The following is a 23,513-nucleotide window of genomic DNA, read 5'->3' as shown; positions in this document are numbered from 1 at the left end:
GCGATGAAATTTACCGGCACCCAGGACTACGTCGCCACCGACGACCTCAAAGTGGCCGTCAATGCGGCGATCGTGCTCGAGCGCCCGCTGCTGGTGAAGGGCGAGCCGGGGACGGGCAAGACCGTGCTGGCCGAGGAAGTCGCAAAGGCCGTCAACGCGCCGCTGCTCACTTGGCACATCAAGTCGACCACCAAGGCGCAGCAGGGCCTTTACGAATACGACGCGGTGTCGCGGCTGCGCGACAGCCAGCTCGGCGACAGCAGGGTGTCCGACATCAAGAACTACATCAAGCGCGGCAAGCTGTGGGAGGCCTTCACGGCTGAGCAGCGGCCGGTGCTCTTGATCGACGAGATCGACAAGGCCGACATCGAGTTCCCGAACGACCTGCTGCTCGAGCTCGACCGGATGGAATTCCACGTCTACGAGACCAACGAGACCATCAAGGCGAAGCTGCGCCCGATCGTCATCATCACGTCCAACAACGAGAAGGAGTTGCCGGATGCGTTCCTGCGCCGCTGCTTCTTCCACTACATCAAGTTCCCCGATCCGGATACGATGGGCCGCATCGTCGACGTGCACTTCCCTAACATCAAGAAGCGTCTGGTCGAGGAGGCCCTGCGCATCTTCTTCGAGGTCCGCGACGTGCCCGGCCTGAAGAAGAAGCCGTCGACCTCCGAGCTGCTGGACTGGCTCAAGCTGCTGCTCAACGAGGACATCGGACCCGAGCAGTTGCGCGAGCGCGATCCGCGCAAGCTGATCCCGCCGCTGCACGGTGCGCTGCTCAAGAACGAGCAGGACGTGCACCTGTTCGAGCGGCTCGCCTTCCTCAGCCGGCGCGAGGTGTGAGGCGCCCGGCTCAATCCGACGGGGCCGAACGCGTCATTGCGGCGCCGTCCTCTCGATCAGGCGTCCGAGCGCGCGCATGATCCCATCGACGGCAATCGGCTTCTCGCAGCGGAGGATCTTCGAGAAGCGGTCCGGGATGACCGATTCGTCATAACCGGTGGTGAAGACGAAGGGCACGCCGCGCTCGACAAGCAGATCGGCGACCGGAAACGCCATGTCGCCGCGCAGGTTCACGTCGAGAACGGCGCCTTCGATCCGCCCCTCGCGTTTGATCAACGCAAGCGCGTCAGGGACGGTTCCGACCGGGCCCAGGATCGTGCCACCGGCGCCGCCGAAGGCGCAGCGCAGCTCGTCGGCAAGCATGTATTCGTCCTCGACGATGAGGATATGACGGTCGCGAAGCGAGCGTTCAGGCATGCTCATCGAGCTCCAGTGTGGTGAGCGAAACGGGAATCGATATCGTGCAACGGACACCGTCGGATTCGAAAGTGTATGAGGTCCTCGCGCTGAGCTGATAGGGCAAGGCCTGTTCGATCAGCTCGCGCCCTTGTCCGGTGCCGCTGGGCATCGTGGCTGGCGGCGGCATGTCGACGCCGCTCTCGCGCCACTCGATGTGCAGCCAGGGTCGTCCCTCCGCGCCTTCGCACTCGAGCGACCAGCCCACGCAGAGCCGGCCGGACGGCTGCGCCAGCGCACCATACTTGACCGCGTTGGTGGCGAGCTCGTGCAGCGCCATGGCAAGGGTCTGAACCGTCGACGACCGCAGCCGAACGCCGGACGGCCCCGAAAGCTCGATGCGCTCGGAACCGCCGGCGACAGCAGACAGCTCGCTGCGGATCAGATCGTCGAAGGTGACGCGATCATGCTCCTTGAGGCGCGACAGCAGGCCCTGGGCGCGCGACAGCGTATCCAGCCTATCACGGAAGCGGGCGCGAAAATCGCCGAGATCGGTGCTCGCGCGCGCCGTCTTGTCGGCCATCGAGCGGACCACGCCGAGCAGGTTGCGGGTGCGATGCTGCAGTTCGGCGACCAGCACCTTCTGCCGCTCCTCCCATTCGCGCCGCTCGGTCACGTCGACCATGGCGCCGGTCATGCGGATCGGTCGTCCTGCATCGTCATAGAAGAAGCGCCCACGGCCGTACAGGCAGCGAATTGCGCCGCCCGGATGCACAACACGAAACTCGCTGACATATTCCTGGTGCGCCTCCATCGCGCGGTGAAGCGCGGCTTCGGCTGCGGGACGATCGTCGGGATGGATGCGCGCGGCCCAGACCTCGTAGCTCGGGGTCAGTTCGCCAACACCATAGCCTTCCATGCGAAAGTGCTCGTCCGACCAATACACCTCGCCGGTCGCGACGTTCCAGTCCCACAGGCCAAGCCGCCCCACCTCGACCGCGCTGCGCAGGCGCTCCTCGCTCTTGCGCAACTCCCGTTCGGCCTTGTTCTGCTCGGAGATGTCGCGCGCCGTTCCGAACCACTCGATGATCTCGCCGTTGCGCCCGAGAATGGGGATGGCGCGCGAATGGATCCAACCGAGGCTGCCATCGATCCGGATGACACGGTGCTCCAGCTCGAACATGCTCTTCGTCGCAACGACCCTGCTGATCGCCGCCATCACCTGCGGCTGATCGTCCTGATGAATGTATTTCGCGAGCCAGCCCTGGCTCGGCTTCATCGTATCGGCAATGAAGTCCTTACCCTGCAACTGGCGCATCTCCCGCCAGTCAGGACTCATGCGATAGACGACGTCGGAGCTCGCCGTCACGAAAGCGCGATAGCGCTCCTCGCTGGCACGCAGCCGCTCCGTCGCCTCGGCACGCAGCCGGGCCATCTTGAGATGCGCCTCGACGCGCGCCAGCAGTTCACGCGCACTGAACGGCTTGATGAGATAATCATCCGCACCGGCCTCCATGCCTTCGACGCGGCTCTCTTCTGCGGCCCGGGCCGACAGCAGGATCACCGGGATGGTGCCGACCTGTTCATCGGCGCGCAGCCGGGCGAGCAACTGCATGCCATCGATGCGCGGCATCATCACGTCCGACAAAACGAGGTCGGGTTTGTCGCGGGCGATGGCCGCGAGCGCGGCTTCACCATCGGCGACGGTCTCGACATCGTAGCGCGCTGCGAGCAGGCGGCGGACATAGTCGCGCATGTCAGCATTGTCGTCGGCCAGGAGGATGCGGGGGCGCGACCCGGCCCTGTTGGCGGAGAGGGCGGGGACGTCGATGTCCCGAACGGCATGCGCATCGAGCGGCGGCGTATCCGGCAGCCAGCGCAACGCCTCCTCGATGAAGGGGCGCTCACCGCGGAGCATCGGCTCCTGCGCTGGCGCCGCGTCGACCTGGTCGGACGGCAGATGGCTTCGTCCCCTGGGAATTCTGACTACGAACGTGCTGCCCTGCCCGGCTTCGCTGGTCGCTGCGACGGATCCACCGTGCAGCTCGGCGAGCTCATGCACAAGCGCGAGCCCGATGCCCGAGCCCTCATGGGTGCGGCCGCGCGCGCCGGCGACGCGATGGAAACGATCGAAAAGTCGCGGCAGCTCGTGCTGCGGGATGCCGGTTCCGGTGTCCTTCACGCTCAGCTCGAAATGACGATCGCAGGTGACGAGCCGGACCTCGATGTCGCCCGTGAAGGTGAACTTGAACGCGTTGGACAGCAGGTTGAGGACGATCTTCTCCCACATTTCGCGATCGACATAGGCCGGCTCCGGCAGCGGCGGGCAATCCACGATCAGCCTGAGGCCAGCGGCCTCGATCGCCGAGCGGAAGGTGCTGGCGATCTCCGCGGTCAGGCTCGCGAGGTCGACCGGCGCGTAGACTGCCTGCATCCTGCCGGCCTCGATCCGCGAGAAATCCAGCAGCGTGTTGACCAGCTTGAGCAGCCGCAAGGCATTGCGCTGGGCGATTTCCAACCGGTCGCGATCCGCCGGCGGCAAGCTCTGCGACCGCAGCAGGACATCTTCGAGCGGACCGAGCATCAGCGTCAGCGGCGTGCGAAACTCGTGGCTGACATTGGCGAAGAACGCGGTCTTGGCCCGATCGATCTCGGCGAGCGTCTCGGCGCGGCGCCGCTCCTGCTCGTAGGCCAGCGTCTCGGCGAAGGCGCTGCCGAGTTGAGCGGCCATCAGATCGAAGAAGCCCTGGTGCTCGGCATCGAGGGCGCGGCGCGGATTGACGCCACAGATCAGGATCGCCGTCGCCTGCTCCCGGCCCGTGGCAACCGGCAGCGCAAGCGCCAGCTGTGGCGGCTCGGGCCATGCGCCGGTCGGCACGCCGGCAAATTTCGCACGATCCAGCACGACGCGAATCGGTGCCGCCGCACGCGCCGCCTCCCGGATCGGCCACAGCGCGCCTCCGTTGCCGTCGAGGGCAATCTGCGCCGGCGCGATCGCGCTGTCCGGCTGCACCCCCGCAGCGCTCAACAGCCGTGCCGATCGCTGATCCTCGCTGAGCTGGTAGATCACCGCAAATGGGACGTCATGCGGATTCTCGGCGAGGACATCGGTGGCTTCGCGACAAGCATGGGCCAGACTGTCGGCACGGCCGCGCGCGGCGAGATCGCGCAAGGTCCGCATGCGGCGCTCGCCCACGACCCGGGCCGTCGTCTCGATGACGGGGGTGAATACGCCGCCGACGCCGCCGGTCTCATCGCGAATCGGCGAATAGGAGAACGAAAAATAGGTCTCTTCGAGGTAGCCATGGCGGTCGATGAACAGCGGCATGTCGCGTGAGCGGGTCGCTTCGCCAAGCCCAACGACCTGCCGCAACATCGGGCTGATGACCTCCCAGATCTCGGACCATACCGCGCACCCCGGTGCCCCCAGCGCGGCGGGATGCTTCTGCGAGCCGAGGATCGGACGATACTCGTCATTGTAGAGCATGACGAGCTCCTGGCCCCACCAGATCAGGATCGGGAACGCGCAGTCCAGGCAGGTGCTGACCGACGTGCGCAACGACTGAGGCCAGCTCTCGGGCGGCCCCAACGGCGTTCGTGACCAATCATGGATGCGCATGAGCGCTCCCATCTCGCCGCCACCCTGCAGGAAGTCGGCCCCGCGCGCGAACGCCTGAAACGTTGCGCGACCGGCATCCGAATGCTGGTTCACTCCTGGTCCCTTTTGGCCCCTTTTTCGCCGCACAGTATCGCGAAATGCGCGCGGGCGCCAAGCACGGGCCCGAACGAGCGACAAGCGCATCGACGGGGAACTCGGCGGCGAGGCGGGTTCCATCTGTCCATCCACAGCCGATCTCGCAATTTGGGACAGTCCACCGCAAACGCTCGACGTGCGCGCCTGCGCTTGTTAAGCGCCAGCCTCTGCGTGAGGCGGGGTTGAGTCGGGGCACATGACGGTTGCGATCGAGATGGGGCAGACGGCGGCGGGATCGCCTGCAGCTCTCGACCTCGAGGAACTCCTGGCGACCCGGCTCCTGGTGCAGGGCAATTCCGGCTCCGGCAAGTCGCATCTCTTGCGCCGCCTGCTGGAGCAGAGCGCGCCCTGGGTGCAGCAGACGATCATCGATCCGGAGGGCGACTTCGTCACGCTCGCCGAGCGATTCGGCCATCTCGTGATCGCGGCCGAGGATCACACCGAGCGCGCGCTGCAGGTCGCCGGCGAACGGGCGCGGATGCATCGCGTCTCGACGGTCCTCAACCTCGAAGGCCTCGATGCCGAGAATCAGATGCGGCGCGCGGCCGCCTTTCTCAACGGCCTGTTCGAGATCTCCCGCGACCACTGGTACCCGATGCTCGTCGTGGTCGACGAGGCCCAGCTGTTCGCACCAGCCGTCGCGGGCGAAGTCTCCGACGAGGCCCGCAAGGCTTCGCTCGGCGCGATGACCAACCTGATGTGCCGCGGCCGCAAGCGCGGGCTGGCGGGGGTGATCGCGACGCAACGACTGGCGAAGCTCGCCAAGAATGTCGCGGCCGAGGCCTCGAACTTCCTCATGGGCCGCACCTTCCTCGACATCGACATGGCCCGCGCCGCCGACCTGCTCGGCATGGAGCGGCGCCAGGCCGAGGCGTTCCGCGACCTCGAGCGCGGCCAGTTCATGGCGCTGGGCCCTGCGCTGTCGCGCCGGCCGCTGGGCCTGCGGATCGGCCCGACTGACACCAAGCCGCGCAACGCGACGCCGCGGCTGATGCCGCTGCCGGAGGCCTCGCTCGAGGACGCCCGCGCGGTGATTCTCGCCGCACCGCCGCCCGAGACGAACGCGAGGCCGCAGCGCAAGCCGCAGCCCGAGCTGCTCGACCAGTTGATGGCGGCGAAGTCCGCCGCGCTCGAGCTGCGCCCCGAACCGCCGGCGCCCGCCGTCAGCGAGGAGGAACTCGCCGAGCGCCGCGCCCGTGTCGAGCGCGTGCTGCGCGCCGTGCTGGCCGAGCCCGACGCCGGCTTCCGCGCCGTCGGCGTGCTCTATCAGGAGTTCGTCGTCCGCTGCCGCATCGAGGGGCTGGGCACGGCGGTGCCCGACCTCAACGAGTTCCGCCGTATGCTGACGCGCGCCCGCGCGGGGCTCGGCGGCGACGAGACGGCCGACGACGCCGGCTGGCGGGACGTCACGCTGCGCGCCTCGCTGCTCCCAGAGGACATGCAGGGCGTGTTCATGATGATCGCCCGCGCCGCCAAGGACGGCCGCCCCTGCCCGAGCGATGCCGCGATCGCCCGCGCCTATGGCTCGCACTCGTTGCGGCGGGCGCAGCGCCTGCTGACCTATATCGAGGACCAGGGCCTCATCGTCTGCCAGCTCGATGGCGCCGGCCGCCGCATCGTCACTTTGGTCGAACTCGCCTGGGCCACCGCGCCGGGTGATCCCAATGCCGACGACGCCGAGCAAAGTCTCGTCACCTCATCATCTTGAGGATGCGCCCGGATCGCTCCGGGCGCATCCCGATATCGTTCGCGATCAGGTCGCGGCGATCCTGCCCATCGCCGGGTCGCTGATGCTGGGCCGGCCGTTCTCGACATGACCCGCGAGCTGCCAGTTGAAGTTGGCATCGGTATCAGTCGTGACCGTCAGATCGTACCAGCCATGGGTCTGCTGCAGGCGAACCCGCGTCTCGAGCCGCTGTCCGCGCTGCAGGCGGTGCCGCTCGCTGCGTCCCGTATAGTTGTCGGCCAGCGTCACGACGCAGCTCGCCCCCTTGTTGGTGAGCGCGATCGCAAGGCTGCGCGAATCGTCGCCATCGTCCCAATCGCAGAGATGGACGGTGTCGACATCGACCAGCGCGGCGGTGGTGGCGACGCCGCCCTTGAAGTGGCGGAAGAAGCCGTTCGGCCCGTACACCGACAGATCGTACTGGCCGGCGCTGGCCGCAAGGTCCCATGCGCCCCGCAGCGACTTGCCGGCCTCGACGGTGTAGCTCCACGGTCCGGCCGCGGTGTTGCCGGAGCGGACGTGGAAGCAGACGCCCGCCTGCCCCGGATTGACGAAGCGGATCGCAAACGTCCTGTGCGCGGCGTCGGCATCGCCGTCGACGCGGAGATCGTAGGGCAGCGCGCGCGCCGGGCGAATGCCAGGCTCCTGCTGCGGCATCACCTGCTTGGCCGGCGGAACCGGGTGATAGTCGTCGAAACGCGCACCGGAGGTGATGTCCGCGACCGGCGGCTTGAAGCCGGCCGTGCTCGGCAGCGGCGCCATGCCTTCGTTGGGCGAGGTGAAGTTGAACGCCGAGGTGAGATCGCCGCACACCGCGCGCCGCCAGGCCGGGATGTTGCTCTCGAACAAATCAGGCGCCTTGTGATGGAAGCGGCGCTCGATGAAGCGGATCACCGAGGTGTGATCGAACACTTCCGAGCACACGAAGCCGCCGCGCGACCACGGCGACACCACCAGCATCGGCACGCGCACGCCAAGGCCGTAGGGACCAGCCACGTGGCTGCCGTCGCCGGCGAAGAGGTCCGTGCTGACATCGACGGTCGACTGGCCCCAGGCCTGCGACATCGCCGGATACGGGCCGACGGCATGGTCGAAGAATCCGCCGCCCTCGTCGTAGTTGATGATCAGCGCGGTCTTGCTCCACAGTTCCGGATTCGACGTCAGGATGTCGAGCACCTTGGAGATGTACCAGGCGCCCGGCCCCGGCAGCCAGTTCGGATGCTCGCTGAACGCTTCGGGAGCTGCGATCCACGACACCTGCGGCAGCGTGCCGTTGCGCACGTCGTTGCGCAGCCCGTCGAACAGGTTCTCGAACGTGCCGCCCTTGGCGATGTTGCTGCCGCGCAGCGCCTTCTCGTACAGCGGACTGCCCGGCTGCGAGTTCTGATACTGGTGGAAATACAGCAGCGAGTTGTCGCCGTAATTGCCGATCCACGGATTCTGGGTCCAGCCCCAGAAGCCTTCCGCCGTCAGGCCGAGACCGATGTCCTGGTAGACCTTCCAGGAAATGCCGGCCTTCTCCAGCCGCTCCGGGAACGTGGTCCAGTCGTAGCCGGCTTCCGCATTGGTGATGACCGGGCCGCCGCCCTTGCCGTCGTTGCCGTCCCAGCCGGTCCACAAGTAGTAGCGATTCGGATCCGTCGGGCCCATCACCGAGCAGAAATACGAATCGCACACCGTGAAGGCGTCCGCGAGCGCATAGTGCCAGGGCAGATCCTGCCGATTCATGCAGGTCATCGTCGTGGTGCCCTTGTTAGCGATCCACTTGTCGTAATTGCCGTTGTTCCAGGCCTTCTGGCCGTCGTTCCAGCCATGCGCCACGTCCTCGACATAGACCTGGCCGGCATTGTCGACGCGGAACGGCATCACCGATCCCGTGCCGCCCGGCTGCTGCCACACCGGGTTGCCGTTCGGCAGCTTCACGGCGCGCGGATCGTTGAAGCCGCGCACGCCGCGCATCGCGCCGAAGTAATGATCGAAGGCGCGGTTCTCCTGCATCAGCACAACGATGTGCTTGACGTCCTCGATGCTGCCGTGGCGGTTGAACGCCGGAATGGCATGCGCGCGCTCGATGCTCTGGCCGAGGGCCGCGGTCGCAGCCGACGCTCCGAGCAGCCGCAGGAACTCGCGCCGGTTGTGCGCGATCGTGTTCGACATCTCGTTCATTCCCCATGGTGATGACGGTGTCGAGCGACTTAGGTCGGCGCGTTAACAGCCGCGTGACCGGCCGGTAAAGGATGTGTGGCAGGCTTTTGACGCCGCGCGGCGGTGCGGCATTCGCGGCGGCGCGAAGGCGCCCTGCCGCGATCCGCGTCAAAGCCGCCATTGCCCTTGCGCCAGAGGCGAAAAGCTGAATGATCCGTTCGGGTTGAGACGACGACAGGCCGGGCCGCCCCCGGGTTTGGCGCGTTGCGTTTTTGAGGATGATTTGCATATGCCGACGTTGACGGTGCAAGCGGCGGGTCTGCAGGGAGCGCCGGTATGGATATGGCTGCAGGTCGTGTCCAACGGACTGGTCGCCAGCGCCTTCTTCACCATCGCCTTCGTGGTCGGCACGTTTCTGCGGCGGCGTTGGCGCGACGTGATGTTCCGCGGCATCGTCGGGGCGCTTGCGACCTTCGTGGCCGTCGTCGGGGTCACGCGCCTGCTGGCGATCGTCGATCTCTGGGTGCCGACCTCGACCATCACGGGCCTCATCAACATCTTTCTTGGCGTCACCTCGATCGGAATCATCGTCGTCATGATCAAGATGCTGCCGCAGCTTCTGGTGCTGCCGACGCGCATCACCTTGCAGAAGGCCTATGCGCAGCTCGAGGAGGAGATCCGCCAGCGCCGCGCCGCGGAGGCGATGGTGCGACGATTCCAGGAGATCGAGGCCAACGAGGCCCAGGTCCGTCAGGCACAGAAGATGGAGGCGATCGGCCAGCTCACCGGCGGCGTCGCGCACGACTTCAACAACATCCTGACCGTCATCACCGGGACGATCGAGATCCTCGCCGATGCGGTCAAGGACAAGCCCCAGCTCGCCGGCATCGCCGGCATGATCAGCGCCGCCGCCGAGCGCGGCGCCGATCTGACCCGGCACCTGCTTGCCTTCTCGCGCCGCCAGCCGCTGCAGCCCCGCGCCACCGACATCAATGCGCTCGTCGTCGAAGCCGGCCGTCTGCTGCGGCCGACGCTCGGCGAGCAGATCGAGATCGAATCGATGCTGGCCCATGACAGCGCGCCGGCGCTGATCGATCCGAGCCAATTGTCGACGGCGATCCTCAACCTCGCGCTCAACGCGCGCGACGCGATGCCGGACGGCGGCAAGCTGACCTTGGAGACCAAGAACGTCACGCTCGACGAGCACTACGCGCAACTGAACCGCGACGCCAAGCCCGGAAGCTACGTCATGATCGCGGTCAGCGACACCGGCCAGGGCATTCCCGCCCCGCTGCTCGACAAGGTGTTCGAGCCGTTCTTCACCACCAAGGACGTCGGCAAGGGCTCGGGTCTCGGCCTCAGCATGGTCTATGGCTTCGTCAAGCAATCGAACGGCCACGTCAAGATCTACAGCGAGGAAGGCCACGGCACGACGGTCAAGCTCTATCTGCCGCGGGCCGCGAGCGCGCCGGAGCCGCCGGCGGCCGAGCCCGGCCGGCCGGCTGTCGCACAGGGCGACGAGACCATCCTGATCGTCGAGGACGATGCGCTGGTGCGCGACTACGTCGTGGCTCAGGTGCGCCGTCTCGGCTATCGCACGCTCGCCGCGAGCAACGCCGCCGAGGGCCTGGCGCTGATCGACAATCCGGAACGGATCGACCTGCTGTTCACCGACGTCATCATTCCAGGCGGCATGAACGGCCGCCAGCTCGCGATCGAGGCCGAGAAGCGCCGTCCCGGGCTGAAGGTGCTCTACACATCGGGCTACACGGAGAACGCGATCGTGCATCATGGGCGGCTCGATGCCGACGTGCTGCTGCTCGCCAAGCCCTACGTCAGCGCCGATCTTGCGCGCATGATCCGCACTGCGCTGGAGGCGTAAGGCTGACATCGGTCGTTGCGGTCGCGATCCGACATCTGATCGACGTTTCCAACAGCCCATCCTCGCCATGTCTGTCATCACCCGCGAAGCCAGGCGTGACGGCGGAGCTTGTAGAGCTCATGCTGATCTCACATCCGCCCATTCTGCTCATGAGTACACGCTCTCGCAGCTGATGAGGCCCGAGTGATGCGGCGGTCACGTCCCTCCCGAACAACGAGAGGGCGCAGGGAAGGCCGGGAGCTCGCCGCCCCCATGGCCCCCGTGCGGAAAGAATGCACGGGGCAGGAACCACAGGTTCGGCCGAGACATCCCGGCCTTCCCTGCGCGATGGCTCTACGAATTATACGTGATCTCCCTGGGGATCGGCTGTCTTGCCCCCATCGTCCGCGCGTGCCGTCAAGCAACGACCGCGGACTTGACCTCAGCGTCGAGAGGCCAGGACCACACGACTTCTCCGTACGCGCCGACTGCGCTCGTCTGGCGCAGCCATCACGTCCATCGCCCCCCACCTCCACGTATCGTGACGACGCGTACGTCCCTCTGCACGAGGCGGGTTGGCAGGAGATAAGCACACTTTCCGAAAAAGCGAAAGGAAAATTTTGTTGCGTGCGCGGGATGCCGGACTGCCTGGAAGCTCACGCCAGGATGAAAGCAGCGCCGCTCACCCAGCAAGGCGTCGCTGCGGCTCCTCGGCGCCATCAGGCCTGTATTCGAGCAGGTCGCCCGGCGGGAGACATCCTCGGCTCAGGACCTATTGAATTGCTTGCGGGACAAGGGCGGCTCGATTCACTGGCACCCCAAGGAGACGCCGGCATGAGTGATCTGTGCTTATGGGGTAATCTTCCACGTTTAGGTGTTTGCTGACGAGTTCATCCACACGATTTCCCAAACGTAGCCATCCGGGTCTTCAATGTGGCGGTTGTACATGAAGCCGAGATCCTGAGCTGGGTTGGGATCGGCGCGTCCGCCCGCAGCAACAGCGCGAGTTAGGGTTGCATCAACGGCATCGCGGTCGGCGACCGTAAGGGCGAACATAGCCTGACTCTCGCGTCGAGCGTCGCCGATCGGGCGTTTGGTGAATTCGCGATATTGATCGTGGGTCAGCAGCATCACACCGATCGTGTTCGTGAACATGAGGGACGTCGAGCTTTCGCCGGAAAACTGTGAGTTCACCGCCCCACCAAGGGCAACGTAGAATGCTGTCGACGCGGCGAGATCTCTCACGGGGAAGTTCACCAAAATCATGTTGGGCATCGCTTTCCTTCCAAGACCTATGAGGCCAAGCTGTCGCCTCGCCTCATAGCGGTAGTCCAAATGTATCTTAATATCAAGATACTTTATCGAAAGACACTTGCCCATGGATCGTGCCGAGATCGCTTCAAAACAATGGGCTCGCGAGCGCCCTGATCTTCCAACGCTGCCTGTAGAGCTCGTGGGGCGTTTGCTTGACGCCGCCGCACGGGTGATCCGCGACCACATGAACCCATTGCTCGCAGAAGCAGGGCTACAGGTTGGCGAGTTTGACGTCCTCACGCCCCTCAGGCGCGCCGGTGAGCCCTATATGCTTTCACCGACCCAGCTCTATGAAGCGGCAATGATCTCTTCAGGCGGCATGACGAACCGCCTCGATCGGTTGGAGCGCGCCGGATTGGTCGAACGATACCCCGATCCCAATGACCGACGTGGCAGGCAAATTGCCTTAACCCCTGCCGGCAAGCGCGCGATCGACGATCTGATCGGTCCAATGGTGGCCCTGGAGGCACGATTGATTTCCGTCCTGACACCGGCGGAACAGAAGACGCTCAACGCTCTTCTCAAGAAATTGCTCACCGGCCTCTAGGTCGTTTTGGCACCTCAGCCTTCACCTATCACCTGGGACGACTGCTTCACGCTGGCCGCGAGCTATGTGATCTCGTCCAACTACGCGGTTGCGGGTGCCGACACAATCTCGAGATTCCGGGTTCAAGGCCTACGGCCTTGCCCCGGAATGTCGATGGTCGCGACGCAAGAGGATTGCGTCCGTCAATTCGGCCCCGCGTTCCAGGTCACCGGCAGATTCAGCAGGCCACGGAAGGCCCAGCCGCCGATGCGCACGGGCTCGGTGTTTCGGAGCCTCAGGTTCGGCAGTCGCGCAAACAGCGTCGGCAATGCGACCTCGGCAATCATCGCCCGCGAGGCCCAGGCGCCGGCGCAGAAATGCGGACCGGCGCCGAAGGCGATGCTCTTGGAGACGTCGCGGCGGATGTCGAAGCGATCCGGCCCGGAAAAATGCGTCTCGTCGCGGTTGGCCGAGCCGAACATCAGGAACACGCGCTCCTCCGGCTCGAAGGCGACGTCGCGAATCGTCCAGGGCTTGGCGATCCGCCGGGGCGACATGCCGATCGGCGAGATCCAGCGGGCATATTCCTCGAATACCTGCAGCCAGCGCACCTCGCCATTGAGGGCCAGCGCAAGCTGATCGGGATGCGTCAGCAGCGCCCATACCGTGCCGGCGATCGCATCGCGCGGCTCGTTCTGGCCACCCGAGATGGCGAGCTTGATGTTGGCGCGGATGCTCTCCATCGGCATTTGCGTGGCAAGCATCACGCCAAGCAGGCTCTGGTTCGGGGTCTTCTCCAGCACCGGCAGCATGTCGTCGATGGCGGCGTCGATGCCGGCAGTCGCGGCGTTGCAACGCGCCTCGACCGCGGGATCGGCGGTGTAGTTGGCGATGCCGTCGATCATCGCCTGCGACCACGCATTCATGTCCTGAAAGCGCATGTTGGTGAGGCCGGTGATCAGCTTCAGGCACTCGGCCGAGAACGGCAATGCGAAGTCGCGGACGAGGTCCACGTCGGCGGTGGGATCGAGCGCGTCGATCAGCCGGTCGGCATGGGCCTGGAACTGCGCCAGCCAGTGCACCCGCACGGCCCGCGGCGACACCGCCGGCGCGATCGCCTGGCGCTCGGCCATGTGCGCCGCGCCATCCTTGCGCATCATGTTGTGGCCCATCAGCCGGTTCATCAGGCCCTGCGGCTGATGCGAGCTGAAGACGTCGATCTGCTTCTCGGACACGAAGATGTCGTCGCGACGGCACAACAGCGTACTGCCGAGCTGCGGCACGAAGGCGATCGGCGCCTCCTGGCGCATGCGCGCCAGCGCCGGATAGGGATCGGCCCAGAAGGTGGCGGTATCGATATCGAAGCGCGGTGCTGTGCTCACTCTCGGTCTCCGGTCTGACGGCGCAGGCTAGCTGCACGCTCCGGCAACGTCTGTCCCGGCGATGGGTGACAGCAGGCGCGCCCTCCTCGCTCAGTTCAGCGGCCGCGGTGTCGCCATCAGGCGGAGGGCGATCGCAAACAGCTCGTTCTGCGAGGCGATGCCGAGCCTTTCATAGGCGCGCTTGCGATAGGTGAAGACGGAGTTGAGGGCGATGCCAAGATCCCCGGCGATCGCCTCGGAGGTGAAGCCTTCGAGGATGCGACGGCAGACGTCCTTCTCCCGCGCGGTCAGCACCGACAGCGGTCCGCCGGCGGCAAACAACGAAGCAAATTTGTCGGCCGGGTCCATTGCGGCGGCGCGATCCTGGCAATGACGCGCGACGATGGCCCCCACGATCGGGGCGACCGCGGCGATGCGCTGGCGCTCGTGGGGCTCAAAACCGCCTTGCACAGCGGTGCGATAGAAGTTCACGTAGGTGCAGTGCTCGCCGACCCAGATCGCGGTGGCGGCCTTGTCGACGATCTCGGAATCTTCGAAGAACAGCTTGCGGTAGCCCTTCGGGTACATGCGGCGCGCGAAATTCGGCAGCAGGATGTAGCGCGCGTCCGCGCGCCTGCGGAAGATCGTGTCCCGGTTTGGATCGGCCGTGTGGAAATGCTCCGAATAGGCCGCGCCGAGATCAGGCCCGATCGCGATGTTCCCCGTGCTGAGCAGGCAGCGCGCCGAGCGCTGGTTCTCGAAGGTGAACACCATGCAGTGGCCGACATCGGCAACGGTGCGCAGCGTCTCGATCAGGACTTGCGGAAACTCGGGCTGTCCGATCGCGAGCACCATCGCGCCGACGGCGCCGGCCGCCTCGATGCCAGGCCCCTGAGCCTCCATGCGTTCCTCCCGGATCTCTTTGTTCGCCGAAACCTAGCAGCAACCCGCCCTGGCTGGAAGCGCCGCCCCGCGTCACCAACCACGGGGACAGACACGAGGCCGCCAGTCCGGCTACGCTCATTGGCCAAAGTCTCGGCCAGTCAACGCGCCGAGCACGCTCAACGGGGAGGAACCACGATGAGAGCCGCGCTCACGGCGATCGGAATTGCTGCAACGATGGCTTTCGGCTCGCCCGCGCGCGCCGACATCAAGGTCGGTATCGTGGTGTCCGCAACCGGGCCCGGCTCGGCGCTCGGGCAGCCGCAGATCAAGGCGGTAGCTGCGCTGCCGAAGGAGATCGGCGGCGAGAAGATCGTCTATATCGCGCTCGACGACGAATCCGACAGCGTGAAGGGATTGCAGAACGCGCGCCGGCTGGTGATCCAGGATGGTGTCGACGTCATCATCGGCTCGTCGCTGACGCCGGTCACCATGCCGATGCTCGACGTCGCGCTCGAAAGCAGGACGCCGCTGCTGTCGCTGGCGGCCTCGACCGCGATCGTGCAACCGATGGACGACAAGCGCAAATGGGCGTTCAAGGTGGCGCCCAATGACGACATCATGGCCGCGGCGATGCTTAAATACATCGCCAAGAGCGGGGTGAAGACACTCGGCTTCATCGGCGTGTCCGACGGCTATGGCGAAGGCTACTATCAGGAGGTGACGAAGCTGGCGCCGAAGCTCGGGCTCACGGCGACCACCCACGAGGTCTATGCCCGCGGCGACACCAGCGTCACCGGCCAGGCGCTCAAGGTGATCGCCACCAATCCGGATGCGGTGTTCATCGCCTCGGCCGGCACGCCGGCCGTGCTGCCGCAACAGGCGCTGCGCGAGCGCGGCTATGCGGGGAGGATCTTCCAGACCCATGGCGTGGCGACGCAGGAGTTCATCAAGCTCGGCAAGGAGAATGTCGAAGGCGCGATCTTCGCCGGCGAGGCCTTTTCGATCGCCGACGATCTCGCCGCTGAGGATCCGTTCCGCCGTGCCAATGACGAATTCGTGTCAGCCTATCAGGCCGCCAATGGCGACAAGCCGAACATCTTCGCCGCACATCTGTGGGACACCGCCACGCTGCTCAAGCGCGCCATCCCCGGCGCGTTGAAGGCGGCCAAGCCGGGCACCGCAGAGTTTCGCGCCGCGCTGCGCGACGAGCTGGAGCGCGGCAAGGACGTCTATCTCAACAACGGCCTCTCCAACATGAGCCCGACCGACCACAACGGCTACGACGAGCGCTCGGCGTTCCTGATCAAGGTCGAGGGAGGGAAGTTCAGGCTGGTGAAGTAGTTTGTGCACGTCGCGCGTGACCGCCGCCTGCCGCACGGGCGGTGAGCTCCCCTCCCCCTTGCGGGGAGGGGTCGGGGGTGGGGGGTCCGCGAGGGTATGAACCGGGCTGAGTCCTGACAATTCAGACCGGGTTGATTCCTGACAGGCAAGCTTCGTCCGATTCGAAGGAGGATCGGTCGATGCCTTTCAGGGAGAGCAGTCCTGTGGAGCAGCGTATCGGGTTGTTTCGGGAGTACGACACGGGAGCTTTTTCGGTGACGGAGCTGTGCGCGCGGCACGGCATCAGCCGGGAGACGTTCTACGTTTGGGAGCGCCGCCGCGCGAGCGGGGATCCGCAGTGGTTCGAGGAGAAGAGCCACGCCGTGCAGAACTGCCCGCACGCCACAGCGGACCGGCTGGCACGGCGCATCATCGCAACACGACGACGGTTTCCGCATTTTGGCCCCAAGAAGATCAAGGCCTGGCTCGCGCGCGAGCGGCCGGAGGTCGACTGGCCGGCGGCCTCGACGATCGGCGACCTCCTGAAGCGTGAAGGCCTGGTCGAAGCGCGGCCACGCCGACGTCGGGCGATCGCGCAAGGCGAGCTGATCACGCCGGCGGAGGGCCCCAATGACGAGTGGGCGATCGACTTCAAAGGCTGGTTCCGCACTGGCGATGGCACGCGCTGCGATCCGCTCACCATCACCGATGCGGCGAGCCGCTATCTCATCGAGGTGCGCATTGTCGATCCGACCTGGGCTGGCGTGAAGGGCGCTCTGGAGCGCGTTTTCAAGGATATCGGCCTTCCCGACGCGATCCGCTCCGACAATGGAGTACCGTTCGGATCGACGGGAGCTGGCGGCCTTTCGGCGCTCTCGGTGTGGTGGCTCAAGCTCGGCATCGAGCCACGCTACATCCCACCAGCGAGCCCGCAGGACAACGGCCGGCACGAGCGCATGCACCGCACGCTGAAGGCCGAGACGTCGAAGCCACCGGCAGACACGGCCGCCGAGCAGCAGCGACGCTTCGACGCCTTTCGCCGCCACTTCAACGAGGAGCGGCCGCACGAGGCGCTCGACCAGGTGGCCCCCGTCAAGCTCTGGCGCAGGCCGGTGCGCTTCATGCCAGACCGTCTCGATGATCCCTGGTACGACGCCGATCACGAGGTCCGCCGCGTGCGTCCCACCGGGGACATCAAATGGCAAGGCGAGCACGTCTTCGTTGGCGAAGCGCTCGCCGGCGAACTCATCGGCCTCGCCAAGCACGATACCGGCGGCCACATCGTCCGCTTCTGGGGCCGAGACCTCGGGCTGATCGACCGCGACCGCCGTTTCCTGCGCTTTGCTCCGCCGCGTGCGCGGCTCCGCGTCGCGCAGGAAACGGCGGAGACAACACAGCAGTGATCGAATAGTGTCAGGGATCAGCCCGGTCCAAAATGTCAGGGATCAACCCGGTCGGTCAACCGTGGACCCCCACCCCCGACCCCTCCCCGCAAGGGGGAGGGGAGCTCACCTCCGCTGGGGTGATTGCCCGACCTCCAAGCAAGTGCCGAGTGTGGGGCGCCCCACTACGCCGACAAACTCTCCGCCACCGGCGCCTTGCCCAAAATCAGGTCCGCCGCCTTGTCGCCGATCATCAAGGTCGCAGCATTGAGGTTGGCGGAGATCATGCGCGGCATGATCGAGGCATCGGCGACGCGCAGGCCCGAGAGGCCGTGGACGCGGAGCTGGTCGTCGACCGTGGCCCAGGTGGAATCCGCCGGGCCCATGCGACAGGAGCAGCCGGGATGGAACGTGGTGGTGGCGCGCTGCGTTGCGGCTGCCAGGAGCTCGTCGTCGCTGTTGACCTTCGGCCCGGGGAAATCCTCATACGCGTAATATGGCGCGAGCGGCGCCGAGGCCAGCAGGCGACGCGCCAGCTTCATGCCGGCGACGACGACGCGGCGATCGAGCTCGGCGGTGAGATAGTTGGTCTGGATCAGCGGCGGCGCGAACGGATCGGCCGAGCGCAGCCGCACGTAGCCGCGGCTCTCCGGGCGCTGCTGCCACGACGCGACCGTCATGCCGGGCTCGTCCTCGAGCTGGCCCTGCACACCCTCCTTGTAGCTCGCCGGCGTGAAGGTGAGCTGCAGATCGGAGCTTTCGGCGGTCTCGCCGGAATGCCAGAAGCAGTAGACCATGGTCGGCGACAGCGACAGGATGCCGCGCCGCGTCACCGCCCATTTCAGCGCTTCGCCCCACAGATTGAGGCCGCGCGCGAGCTCGTTGACGGTCTTGATGTTCTTGACGCGCGCCACGGTGCGCGGCGCGTAGTGGTCCTGCAGGCCCTCGCCGACGCTTCGGAGTGCATGACGCACCTCGATGCCGTGCTCCTGCAGCAGCTCGGGCGCGCCGATGCCGGACAGCTGCAGCAGCTGCGGCGAGTTATAGGCGCCGCCGGACAGGATCACCTCCTTGCGCGCGCGCACCTCGACCGGCACGCCGCCGCGCCCGCCGCGGTGATAGCGCACGCCGACCGCGCGCTTGCCGTCGAGCATGACGCCGGTGGCGTGGGCGTGGGTGCGAACCTCGACGTTCGGCCGCTTGCTAGCCGGACGCAGGAACGCGGTTGCCGACGACACGCGGCGGCCGTTCTGGATGGTGCGCTGGACGTAGGACACGCCTTCCTGGATCGCGCCGTTGTAGTCGGGGTTGCGCGGGATGCCGAGCGAGACGGCGCCATCCATGAAGGCCTCGCACAGCGTGTCCTTCCACTCCATGGTGGTCACGATGAGCTTGCCGTCGCGGCCGCGATATTGATCCTCGCCGGCGCCGATGCGCTTCTCCATGCGCTTGAAGTGCGGTAGCACGTCGGAATAGCTCCAGCCGCGATTGCCCATCTGCGCCCAGGTGTCGAAATCCTGGCGCTGGCCGCGATTGTAGACATGGCCATTGATCGAGGAGGAGCCGCCGAGCGTCTTGCCGCGCGGCGCGTAGATGCTTCGCCCAGCGGTGTAGGGTCCCGGCTCCTGCTGATAGCCCCAGTTGATGCTCTTCATGTAGAAGGTCTTGATGAAGCCGGCCGGCAGATGGATGTAGGGGTGCCAGTCGCGTGGCCCCGCCTCCAGCACGCACACCGTGACCTGGGGGTCCTCGCTGAGGCGGCTCGCCAGCACGCAGCCGGCGGAGCCGGCGCCCACGATCACATAGTCGAAGATATCCATCTGGTCGTTCGTCCCGGTCTCGTCATCGTCCGCCGCGCCAGGCGGCAAGCGGCCATAGCGCGATCAGCGCGGCTTGTCATTCAATTGGTAGTCCAGATGCGCCTTCACGGTCGGCCATTCGGCCGCGGTGATGCTGTAGACGACGGTATCCCGCAGCGTGCCGTTCGGCGCGATCTGGTGGCTGCGCAAAATGCCGTCCTGCTTGGCGCCGAGCCGCTCGATGGCGCGACGGCTCTGGTGGTTGAAGAAATGCGTTCGGAACTCGACCGCGATGCAGTTCATCGCCTCGAAGGCGTGCGCCAGCAGCAGCCGCTTGCACTGGGTGTTGAGCGCGCTGCGCTGCACCCGCTTCGCATACCAGGTCGAGCCGATCTCGACGCGACGGTTGGCGGCATCGACGTTCATGTAGGTGGTCATGCCGGCGACGCGGCCGTCGGGGTCGAGCACCGTGAACGGCTGCATGCTGCCGGCCGCGAGCAGGCCGAGCCGGCGCTCGATCTCCTTGGCCATGGTCTCGGGTTTCGGAACTGCGGTGTACCACAGGTTCCACAATTCGCCGTCGCTGACGGCCTCGACCAGCGCGTCGTGATGGTCTGATGACAGCGGCACGAGGCTGGCGTGCGCGCCGCGGAGGGTGACTGGTTCGAGAAAGGGCATTTGACACTCCTTCCCCTCATCCTGAGGAGCAGCGCGCAGCGCTGCGTCTCGAAGGATGAGGCCGAGGTCGGGCCTCATGGTTCGAGACGCGCCTACGGCGCTCCTCACCATGAGGAGCAATTCCGAGAACGTTCTACGTTGCTCGTTATCATCCGCGCAGCGTCATGACGATGCCCAGCTGTCCTACTTGTTCAGAAAATTCAGCGGCAGGCCCGGCCGCGGCCAGTCCATCGCCACCAGCTCACCCCTGCCCGACAGCGTGATGTAGGCCGTCTTCAGCTCGGGACCGCCGAAGGCAATGTTGGTCGTGACGCGGTCACCGGTCGGCACCTGCTCGACCAGCGTGCCGTCGGGCGCGATCACGCTGATGCAGCCGGTCACCAGCGTGGCGACGCAGACATTGCCGTTCGCCTCGACCGCGAGTGAATCGAACATCTGGTAGCCGCCGAGGCCCGCGATCGGCCGGCCGCGCTCGCCGCGATAGATCACCTCGCGCGGCTTCACCGTGCCGGGCTCGGCGAGATCGTAGGCCCAGAGACGCGCGGTCGGCGTCTCCGCGATGTAGACGGTCTTCTCATCCGGCGACAGCCCGATGCCATTGGCCGGCAGGATGCCGTGGACGGCCTCGACGATCTCGCTCATGCCGGGCTTGAGGTAGTAGAACGCGCCGACATCCATGTCGCGGGCGCGGCGCTTGCCGAGATCGGAGAACCACAGGCCGCCATGGCGGTCGAATACGAGGTCATTCGGTCCGCGCAGCTCATGCTCGCCGCAGCGGCTGACCACGGTCTCGATCTTGCCGCTCTGCAGATCGACGCGCTGGATCGAGCCGCCGAGATAGTCCTCGGGCTGCGGGCCCGGCATGATCATCTTGCCGGTCGGAATCCAGGAGAAGCCGCCATTGTTGCAGATGTAGATCTTGCCGTCGGGCCCGAGGGCAGCGCCGTTCGGCCCGCCCGGAATCTGCGCCACGACCTCCTTGCGGCCGTCGGGAAACACCCGCGTCAGGCGCTTGCCGCGGATCTCGACCAGCACCACCGAGCCGTCGGGCATCACCACGGGCCCTTCCGGAAATTCCAGATCGGTGGCGAGCACGCGCATGTCGGACATCGGACGACCTCCCGCTTTCGTCGCCGCGCTGCGGCGCATTGTTGTTAGGCGTGAGGTTATCGCAAACGTGCCGCTGCTTGCCAAGCAATCGGCGGGGTCCGGCGCCGCAGGGCTGGCCTGCAGCGTCTCGACACAAATCCGGGACGCCTCCGGCGGGGGTCAGCGAATCACCGGAACCCAGATCTCGAACCCGCCATCACCGGTCCTCGGATCGAAGCGCTGATCATAGCGCTCGAAGCTCGGTGCGTCGGCGACCGTGCAGCCCGATTGCGGCAGCCAGTGATTCCAGATCGTGTTGACGGTGCGGCGGATGGTCGAGACGTGGCCCGGATGGGCGAACACGGCAAAGGTCGCGGCGGGAATCCGAACCTTGGCGAAGCTGCGCGGCAGGTCGGAGAAGTCGGTCACCGCGACTCCTGCCACGTAGTCGAAATTTCCGGCATCGTCGCCGTTGCAGCAGACACCGTAGGCGACATCTCCGATGCGAGCCGGGATCTCGTGCACCGCCTGGTGGAAGCGCTGCCACAGCGCCGGGATACCGGCCCCATTGTCGTGGCTGAAGCGTTCGGAGACGCCCGCCACGAGCAGGGGCTTGGCCGTCACGAAGCGCGGGGCGGCGAGATCGTCGAGCGGGGTCTGGTCCATCATGATCGGCTCCTGAAGCGGCAGGCCATCGAGGCATGGGTTGGCGCGCACCGATTCCGGGGTGACGCCGAACTGGTCGCGGAACGCGCGCGTGAACGCTTCGTGGGAGCCGTAGTCAGCCTCAAGCGCGAGACTGAGAATGTCGGGTGCGCCAGAGGCCAGAGCCCGTGCCGCCTCGCTGAGACGGCGCAGCCTGACATAGCGCATCACCGAGACGCCGGTCGCCGCCGCGAACGCGCGCACGATGTGGAAGCGCGACACGCCGGCGATGGCCGCCACGTCATCCAACGTCAACGGCGCCGACAGATGGCTCTCGATGAACCAGAGCGCCTTCTGGGCCGGGTTGGTGGACACGCTTCTCTCCTATCGAAGCGCCCGATCCTGCGCGCGGAGATCCACGTGCGCTTGATCGTTATTGCGCTGCGGACCGTGCTATTTGCTGGTCGGCTTCGCCGGCGCCGCGTCCTTGGCAGCCGGCGCATCGGCCTTCTTCCTCAGCTCGTCCGCGAGCTTCGCCTGGGACGCCTTCAGCTCGTCGATCAGACCCTGCTGCGAGATCAACGCGGCCTTCAGCGCCTGGATCTGGCGATTCGCCGCATCGAGCTTCTGCTGCTGATCGAGCGATTGCTTGGTCATCGTCTTCTGCAGGAAATCGATATTGCTCTGCAGACATGACGTCCGTCGATCCATCGCCTTTTCTGCAGTGCAGATTTCGATGCCCGGAATATCCTGCGCATGTCCGGCAGAACTCACACATAACGCGAGCACGCTCGCGGCAAGGATGATTCGCGCGGCAACGAATTTTCGCATCACAATTTTCTCATTGGCTTGCCCAACACATGATTTTGCGTGGAACTGACGGAGTTTCCTGATTGATACCATACTGAGACCTCAATCGCGCATTGAAGTTCCGGCCGGGACCCGTTTTTAGGGAGATGGACAGAATGGCTACGCGCGAAAAACGGCTGGCGCAATTCGACGGCAGCGGTGAGCCACCGCCGGGGCAGACGGTCGAGGTGCTGTGCGAGGATCACAGCGGCACCTATCAACTTCCGTTCCCCTGTTTCTACATTGATGGCAAATGGCACAACAAGGAATCCGGCGGCGCGCTCGAAGCCACTGTCATCGGCTGGCGCTTCCCGCGCGCGCGATTTGATGAGCGCAATGGACGCCGTCCGCAGCCGAGCTTCGTTGCCGATCGCGCTTCGTCTTATTGATCACACCGGGCCCTGAGTTCTGCTCAGGGCCGGTCTTGCCGAAAATACGGTTTCGAACGCAGATTGAGCATCACGACCGGATAGGCCATCAGCAACGCGCCGGTGACGACCGCAAGGACAGCCGTTCCAACGTCGAGCACACCGTCACCCCACGCCCGCCGCCACATCGCAATTGCGATCGGAAAGAACAGAATCAGCGCCGTCGCCAGCCCCGGCGAGAATCTGCCTCCACTGCGCAGGAACGGCAGAATGTGGAAGAAGATGGCGTTGATAATCATCAGCGCTGCGTAGGCGAGCGCGGCCGGCGGCCATGTCTCGGCAAGCTCTGCCTGCACCGCGCCGAGCACGACCACCAGCGCATTCGTCACGTAGAAGTCGCTCCACTCGACCGGCAGCTTCATCACCGCACGCGCCCAATTGCGCCAATCGAACGTGTATTCCTCGAGAATATGCGCGCCATAGGCCGCGAGCGCGAGCCAAGCCAATGTGGTCAAGGTCATGATCGATGCTCCCCTCGCGGGTGATGGACCGGCGCCGGATCGGTCGCA

General features: G+C 65.9%; 19 protein-coding genes. 7 read left to right on the top strand and 12 right to left on the bottom strand.

Going from position 1 to position 23,513, the window contains the following annotated elements; translation table 11 throughout:
• The first annotated feature begins 3 nt into the window (after positions 1–3).
• A complete protein-coding gene (locus QX121_RS08655) occupies positions 4–846 on the top strand; it encodes a MoxR family ATPase (RefSeq protein WP_315717852.1) in 843 nt (280 codons plus the stop codon).
• 33 nt (positions 847–879) lie between these two features.
• On the opposite strand, the gene QX121_RS08650 is transcribed toward QX121_RS08655, so the two are convergent.
• Together QX121_RS08650 and QX121_RS08645 are read right to left on the bottom strand one after the other, a co-directional pair.
• Positions 880–1,263, bottom strand: coding sequence for a response regulator (locus QX121_RS08650; RefSeq protein WP_315738598.1), 384 nt, complete (start codon positions 1,261–1,263; stop codon positions 880–882).
• The gene (locus tag QX121_RS08645) at positions 1,256–4,954 is read right to left on the bottom strand and encodes a PAS domain-containing protein (RefSeq protein WP_315811681.1); all 3,699 of its coding nucleotides are present in this window, start codon (positions 4,952–4,954) and stop codon (positions 1,256–1,258) included. The genes QX121_RS08650 and QX121_RS08645 overlap by 8 nt, the downstream gene beginning before the upstream one ends.
• Positions 4,955–5,192: 238 nt before the next feature.
• Between QX121_RS08645 and QX121_RS08640 the strand changes: the two genes are divergently transcribed.
• Positions 5,193–6,704 carry an ATP-binding protein gene (locus tag QX121_RS08640; protein ID WP_315738600.1) on the top strand — a complete coding sequence of 504 codons (1,512 nt, stop codon included), beginning with the start codon at positions 5,193–5,195 and terminating at the stop codon, positions 6,702–6,704.
• 45 nt (positions 6,705–6,749) lie between these two features.
• Here QX121_RS08640 and QX121_RS08635 read toward each other — a convergent pair whose 3' ends face one another.
• The gene (locus tag QX121_RS08635; RefSeq protein WP_315811680.1) at positions 6,750–8,879 is read right to left on the bottom strand and encodes a phosphocholine-specific phospholipase C; all 2,130 of its coding nucleotides are present in this window, start codon (positions 8,877–8,879) and stop codon (positions 6,750–6,752) included.
• A gap of 277 nt (positions 8,880–9,156) precedes the next feature.
• Here QX121_RS08635 and QX121_RS08630 point away from each other — a divergent pair, with 277 nt between their 5' ends.
• On the top strand, positions 9,157–10,749 hold the full coding sequence (locus tag QX121_RS08630) for an ATP-binding protein (RefSeq protein ID WP_315738603.1): 1,593 nt from the start codon (positions 9,157–9,159) through the stop codon (positions 10,747–10,749).
• Between the two features lie 849 nt (positions 10,750–11,598).
• Here QX121_RS08630 and QX121_RS08625 read toward each other — a convergent pair.
• The gene (locus QX121_RS08625; protein ID WP_315738604.1) at positions 11,599–12,003 is read right to left on the bottom strand and encodes a VOC family protein; all 405 of its coding nucleotides are present in this window, start codon (positions 12,001–12,003) and stop codon (positions 11,599–11,601) included.
• A 103-nt stretch (positions 12,004–12,106) separates the two neighbouring features.
• Between QX121_RS08625 and QX121_RS08620 the strand changes: the two genes are divergently transcribed.
• Entirely contained in the window at positions 12,107–12,589 is a 483-nt protein-coding gene (locus QX121_RS08620; protein ID WP_315738605.1) for a MarR family transcriptional regulator, read from the top strand.
• A 182-nt stretch (positions 12,590–12,771) separates the two neighbouring features.
• On the opposite strand, the gene QX121_RS08615 is transcribed toward QX121_RS08620, so the two are convergent.
• Positions 12,772–13,950 carry a cytochrome P450 gene (locus QX121_RS08615; protein WP_315811679.1) on the bottom strand — a complete coding sequence of 393 codons (1,179 nt, stop codon included), beginning with the start codon at positions 13,948–13,950 and terminating at the stop codon, positions 12,772–12,774.
• A gap of 90 nt (positions 13,951–14,040) precedes the next feature.
• Entirely contained in the window at positions 14,041–14,832 is a 792-nt protein-coding gene (locus QX121_RS08610) for a helix-turn-helix transcriptional regulator (RefSeq protein WP_315811678.1), read from the bottom strand.
• Positions 14,833–15,009: 177 nt separating this feature from the next.
• On the opposite strand from QX121_RS08610, the gene QX121_RS08605 reads away from it, so the two are divergent.
• Together QX121_RS08605 and QX121_RS08600 are read left to right on the top strand one after the other, a co-directional pair.
• The gene (locus QX121_RS08605; protein WP_315811677.1) at positions 15,010–16,155 is read left to right on the top strand and encodes an ABC transporter substrate-binding protein; all 1,146 of its coding nucleotides are present in this window, start codon (positions 15,010–15,012) and stop codon (positions 16,153–16,155) included.
• A gap of 179 nt (positions 16,156–16,334) precedes the next feature.
• A complete protein-coding gene (locus QX121_RS08600; protein WP_315774330.1) occupies positions 16,335–17,537 on the top strand; it encodes an integrase core domain-containing protein in 1,203 nt (400 codons plus the stop codon).
• 164 nt (positions 17,538–17,701) lie between these two features.
• Here QX121_RS08600 and QX121_RS08595 read toward each other — a convergent pair whose 3' ends face one another.
• The 5 genes from QX121_RS08595 to QX121_RS08575 form a co-directional block, all read right to left on the bottom strand.
• A complete protein-coding gene (locus QX121_RS08595; RefSeq protein WP_315811676.1) occupies positions 17,702–19,336 on the bottom strand; it encodes a GMC family oxidoreductase in 1,635 nt (544 codons plus the stop codon).
• 63 nt (positions 19,337–19,399) lie between these two features.
• On the bottom strand, positions 19,400–19,993 hold the full coding sequence (locus QX121_RS08590; RefSeq protein WP_315811675.1) for a GNAT family protein: 594 nt from the start codon (positions 19,991–19,993) through the stop codon (positions 19,400–19,402).
• Positions 19,994–20,176: 183 nt separating this feature from the next.
• A complete protein-coding gene (locus QX121_RS08585; RefSeq protein ID WP_315796681.1) occupies positions 20,177–21,103 on the bottom strand; it encodes an SMP-30/gluconolactonase/LRE family protein in 927 nt (308 codons plus the stop codon).
• Positions 21,104–21,262: 159 nt separating this feature from the next.
• Positions 21,263–22,102 carry an AraC family transcriptional regulator gene (locus tag QX121_RS08580; protein ID WP_315811674.1) on the bottom strand — a complete coding sequence of 280 codons (840 nt, stop codon included), beginning with the start codon at positions 22,100–22,102 and terminating at the stop codon, positions 21,263–21,265.
• 78 nt (positions 22,103–22,180) lie between these two features.
• Positions 22,181–22,558 (bottom strand): hypothetical protein, encoded by a 378-nt coding sequence (locus QX121_RS08575; RefSeq protein ID WP_315811673.1) that lies wholly within the window; start codon positions 22,556–22,558, stop codon positions 22,181–22,183.
• 134 nt (positions 22,559–22,692) lie between these two features.
• Between QX121_RS08575 and QX121_RS08570 the strand changes: the two genes are divergently transcribed.
• Positions 22,693–22,965 carry a hypothetical protein gene (locus QX121_RS08570; RefSeq protein ID WP_315718054.1) on the top strand — a complete coding sequence of 91 codons (273 nt, stop codon included), beginning with the start codon at positions 22,693–22,695 and terminating at the stop codon, positions 22,963–22,965.
• A 23-nt stretch (positions 22,966–22,988) separates the two neighbouring features.
• Here QX121_RS08570 and QX121_RS08565 read toward each other — a convergent pair whose 3' ends face one another.
• On the bottom strand, positions 22,989–23,465 hold the full coding sequence (locus QX121_RS08565) for an HXXEE domain-containing protein (RefSeq protein ID WP_315738615.1): 477 nt from the start codon (positions 23,463–23,465) through the stop codon (positions 22,989–22,991).
• Between the last annotated feature and the right edge of the window lie 48 nt (positions 23,466–23,513).

This window comes from Bradyrhizobium sp. SZCCHNR2028 (assembly GCF_032380995.1).
Classification (GTDB): domain Bacteria; phylum Pseudomonadota; class Alphaproteobacteria; order Rhizobiales; family Xanthobacteraceae; genus Bradyrhizobium.
The sequence above is the reverse complement of the archived record's forward strand: the minus strand, read 5'-3'. Positions and strand labels throughout refer to the sequence as shown.

Coding starts and splice junctions, on each gene's coding strand:
- QX121_RS08575 (WP_315811673.1), bottom strand. CDS start 22,558: ATGCGAAAATTCGTTGCCGCGCGAATCATCCTTGCCGCGAGCGTGCTC.
- QX121_RS08620 (WP_315738605.1), top strand. CDS start 12,107: ATGGATCGTGCCGAGATCGCTTCAAAACAATGGGCTCGCGAGCGCCCT.
- QX121_RS08605 (WP_315811677.1), top strand. CDS start 15,010: ATGAGAGCCGCGCTCACGGCGATCGGAATTGCTGCAACGATGGCTTTC.
- QX121_RS08640 (WP_315738600.1), top strand. CDS start 5,193: ATGACGGTTGCGATCGAGATGGGGCAGACGGCGGCGGGATCGCCTGCA.
- QX121_RS08630 (WP_315738603.1), top strand. CDS start 9,157: ATGCCGACGTTGACGGTGCAAGCGGCGGGTCTGCAGGGAGCGCCGGTA.
- QX121_RS08610 (WP_315811678.1), bottom strand. CDS start 14,832: ATGGAGGCTCAGGGGCCTGGCATCGAGGCGGCCGGCGCCGTCGGCGCG.
- QX121_RS08570 (WP_315718054.1), top strand. CDS start 22,693: ATGGCTACGCGCGAAAAACGGCTGGCGCAATTCGACGGCAGCGGTGAG.
- QX121_RS08590 (WP_315811675.1), bottom strand. CDS start 19,993: ATGCCCTTTCTCGAACCAGTCACCCTCCGCGGCGCGCACGCCAGCCTC.
- QX121_RS08625 (WP_315738604.1), bottom strand. CDS start 12,003: ATGCCCAACATGATTTTGGTGAACTTCCCCGTGAGAGATCTCGCCGCG.
- QX121_RS08655 (WP_315717852.1), top strand. CDS start 4: ATGAAATTTACCGGCACCCAGGACTACGTCGCCACCGACGACCTCAAA.
- QX121_RS08595 (WP_315811676.1), bottom strand. CDS start 19,336: ATGGATATCTTCGACTATGTGATCGTGGGCGCCGGCTCCGCCGGCTGC.
- QX121_RS08585 (WP_315796681.1), bottom strand. CDS start 21,103: ATGTCCGACATGCGCGTGCTCGCCACCGATCTGGAATTTCCGGAAGGG.
- QX121_RS08565 (WP_315738615.1), bottom strand. CDS start 23,465: ATGACCTTGACCACATTGGCTTGGCTCGCGCTCGCGGCCTATGGCGCG.
- QX121_RS08650 (WP_315738598.1), bottom strand. CDS start 1,263: ATGCCTGAACGCTCGCTTCGCGACCGTCATATCCTCATCGTCGAGGAC.
- QX121_RS08635 (WP_315811680.1), bottom strand. CDS start 8,879: ATGTCGAACACGATCGCGCACAACCGGCGCGAGTTCCTGCGGCTGCTC.
- QX121_RS08600 (WP_315774330.1), top strand. CDS start 16,335: ATGCCTTTCAGGGAGAGCAGTCCTGTGGAGCAGCGTATCGGGTTGTTT.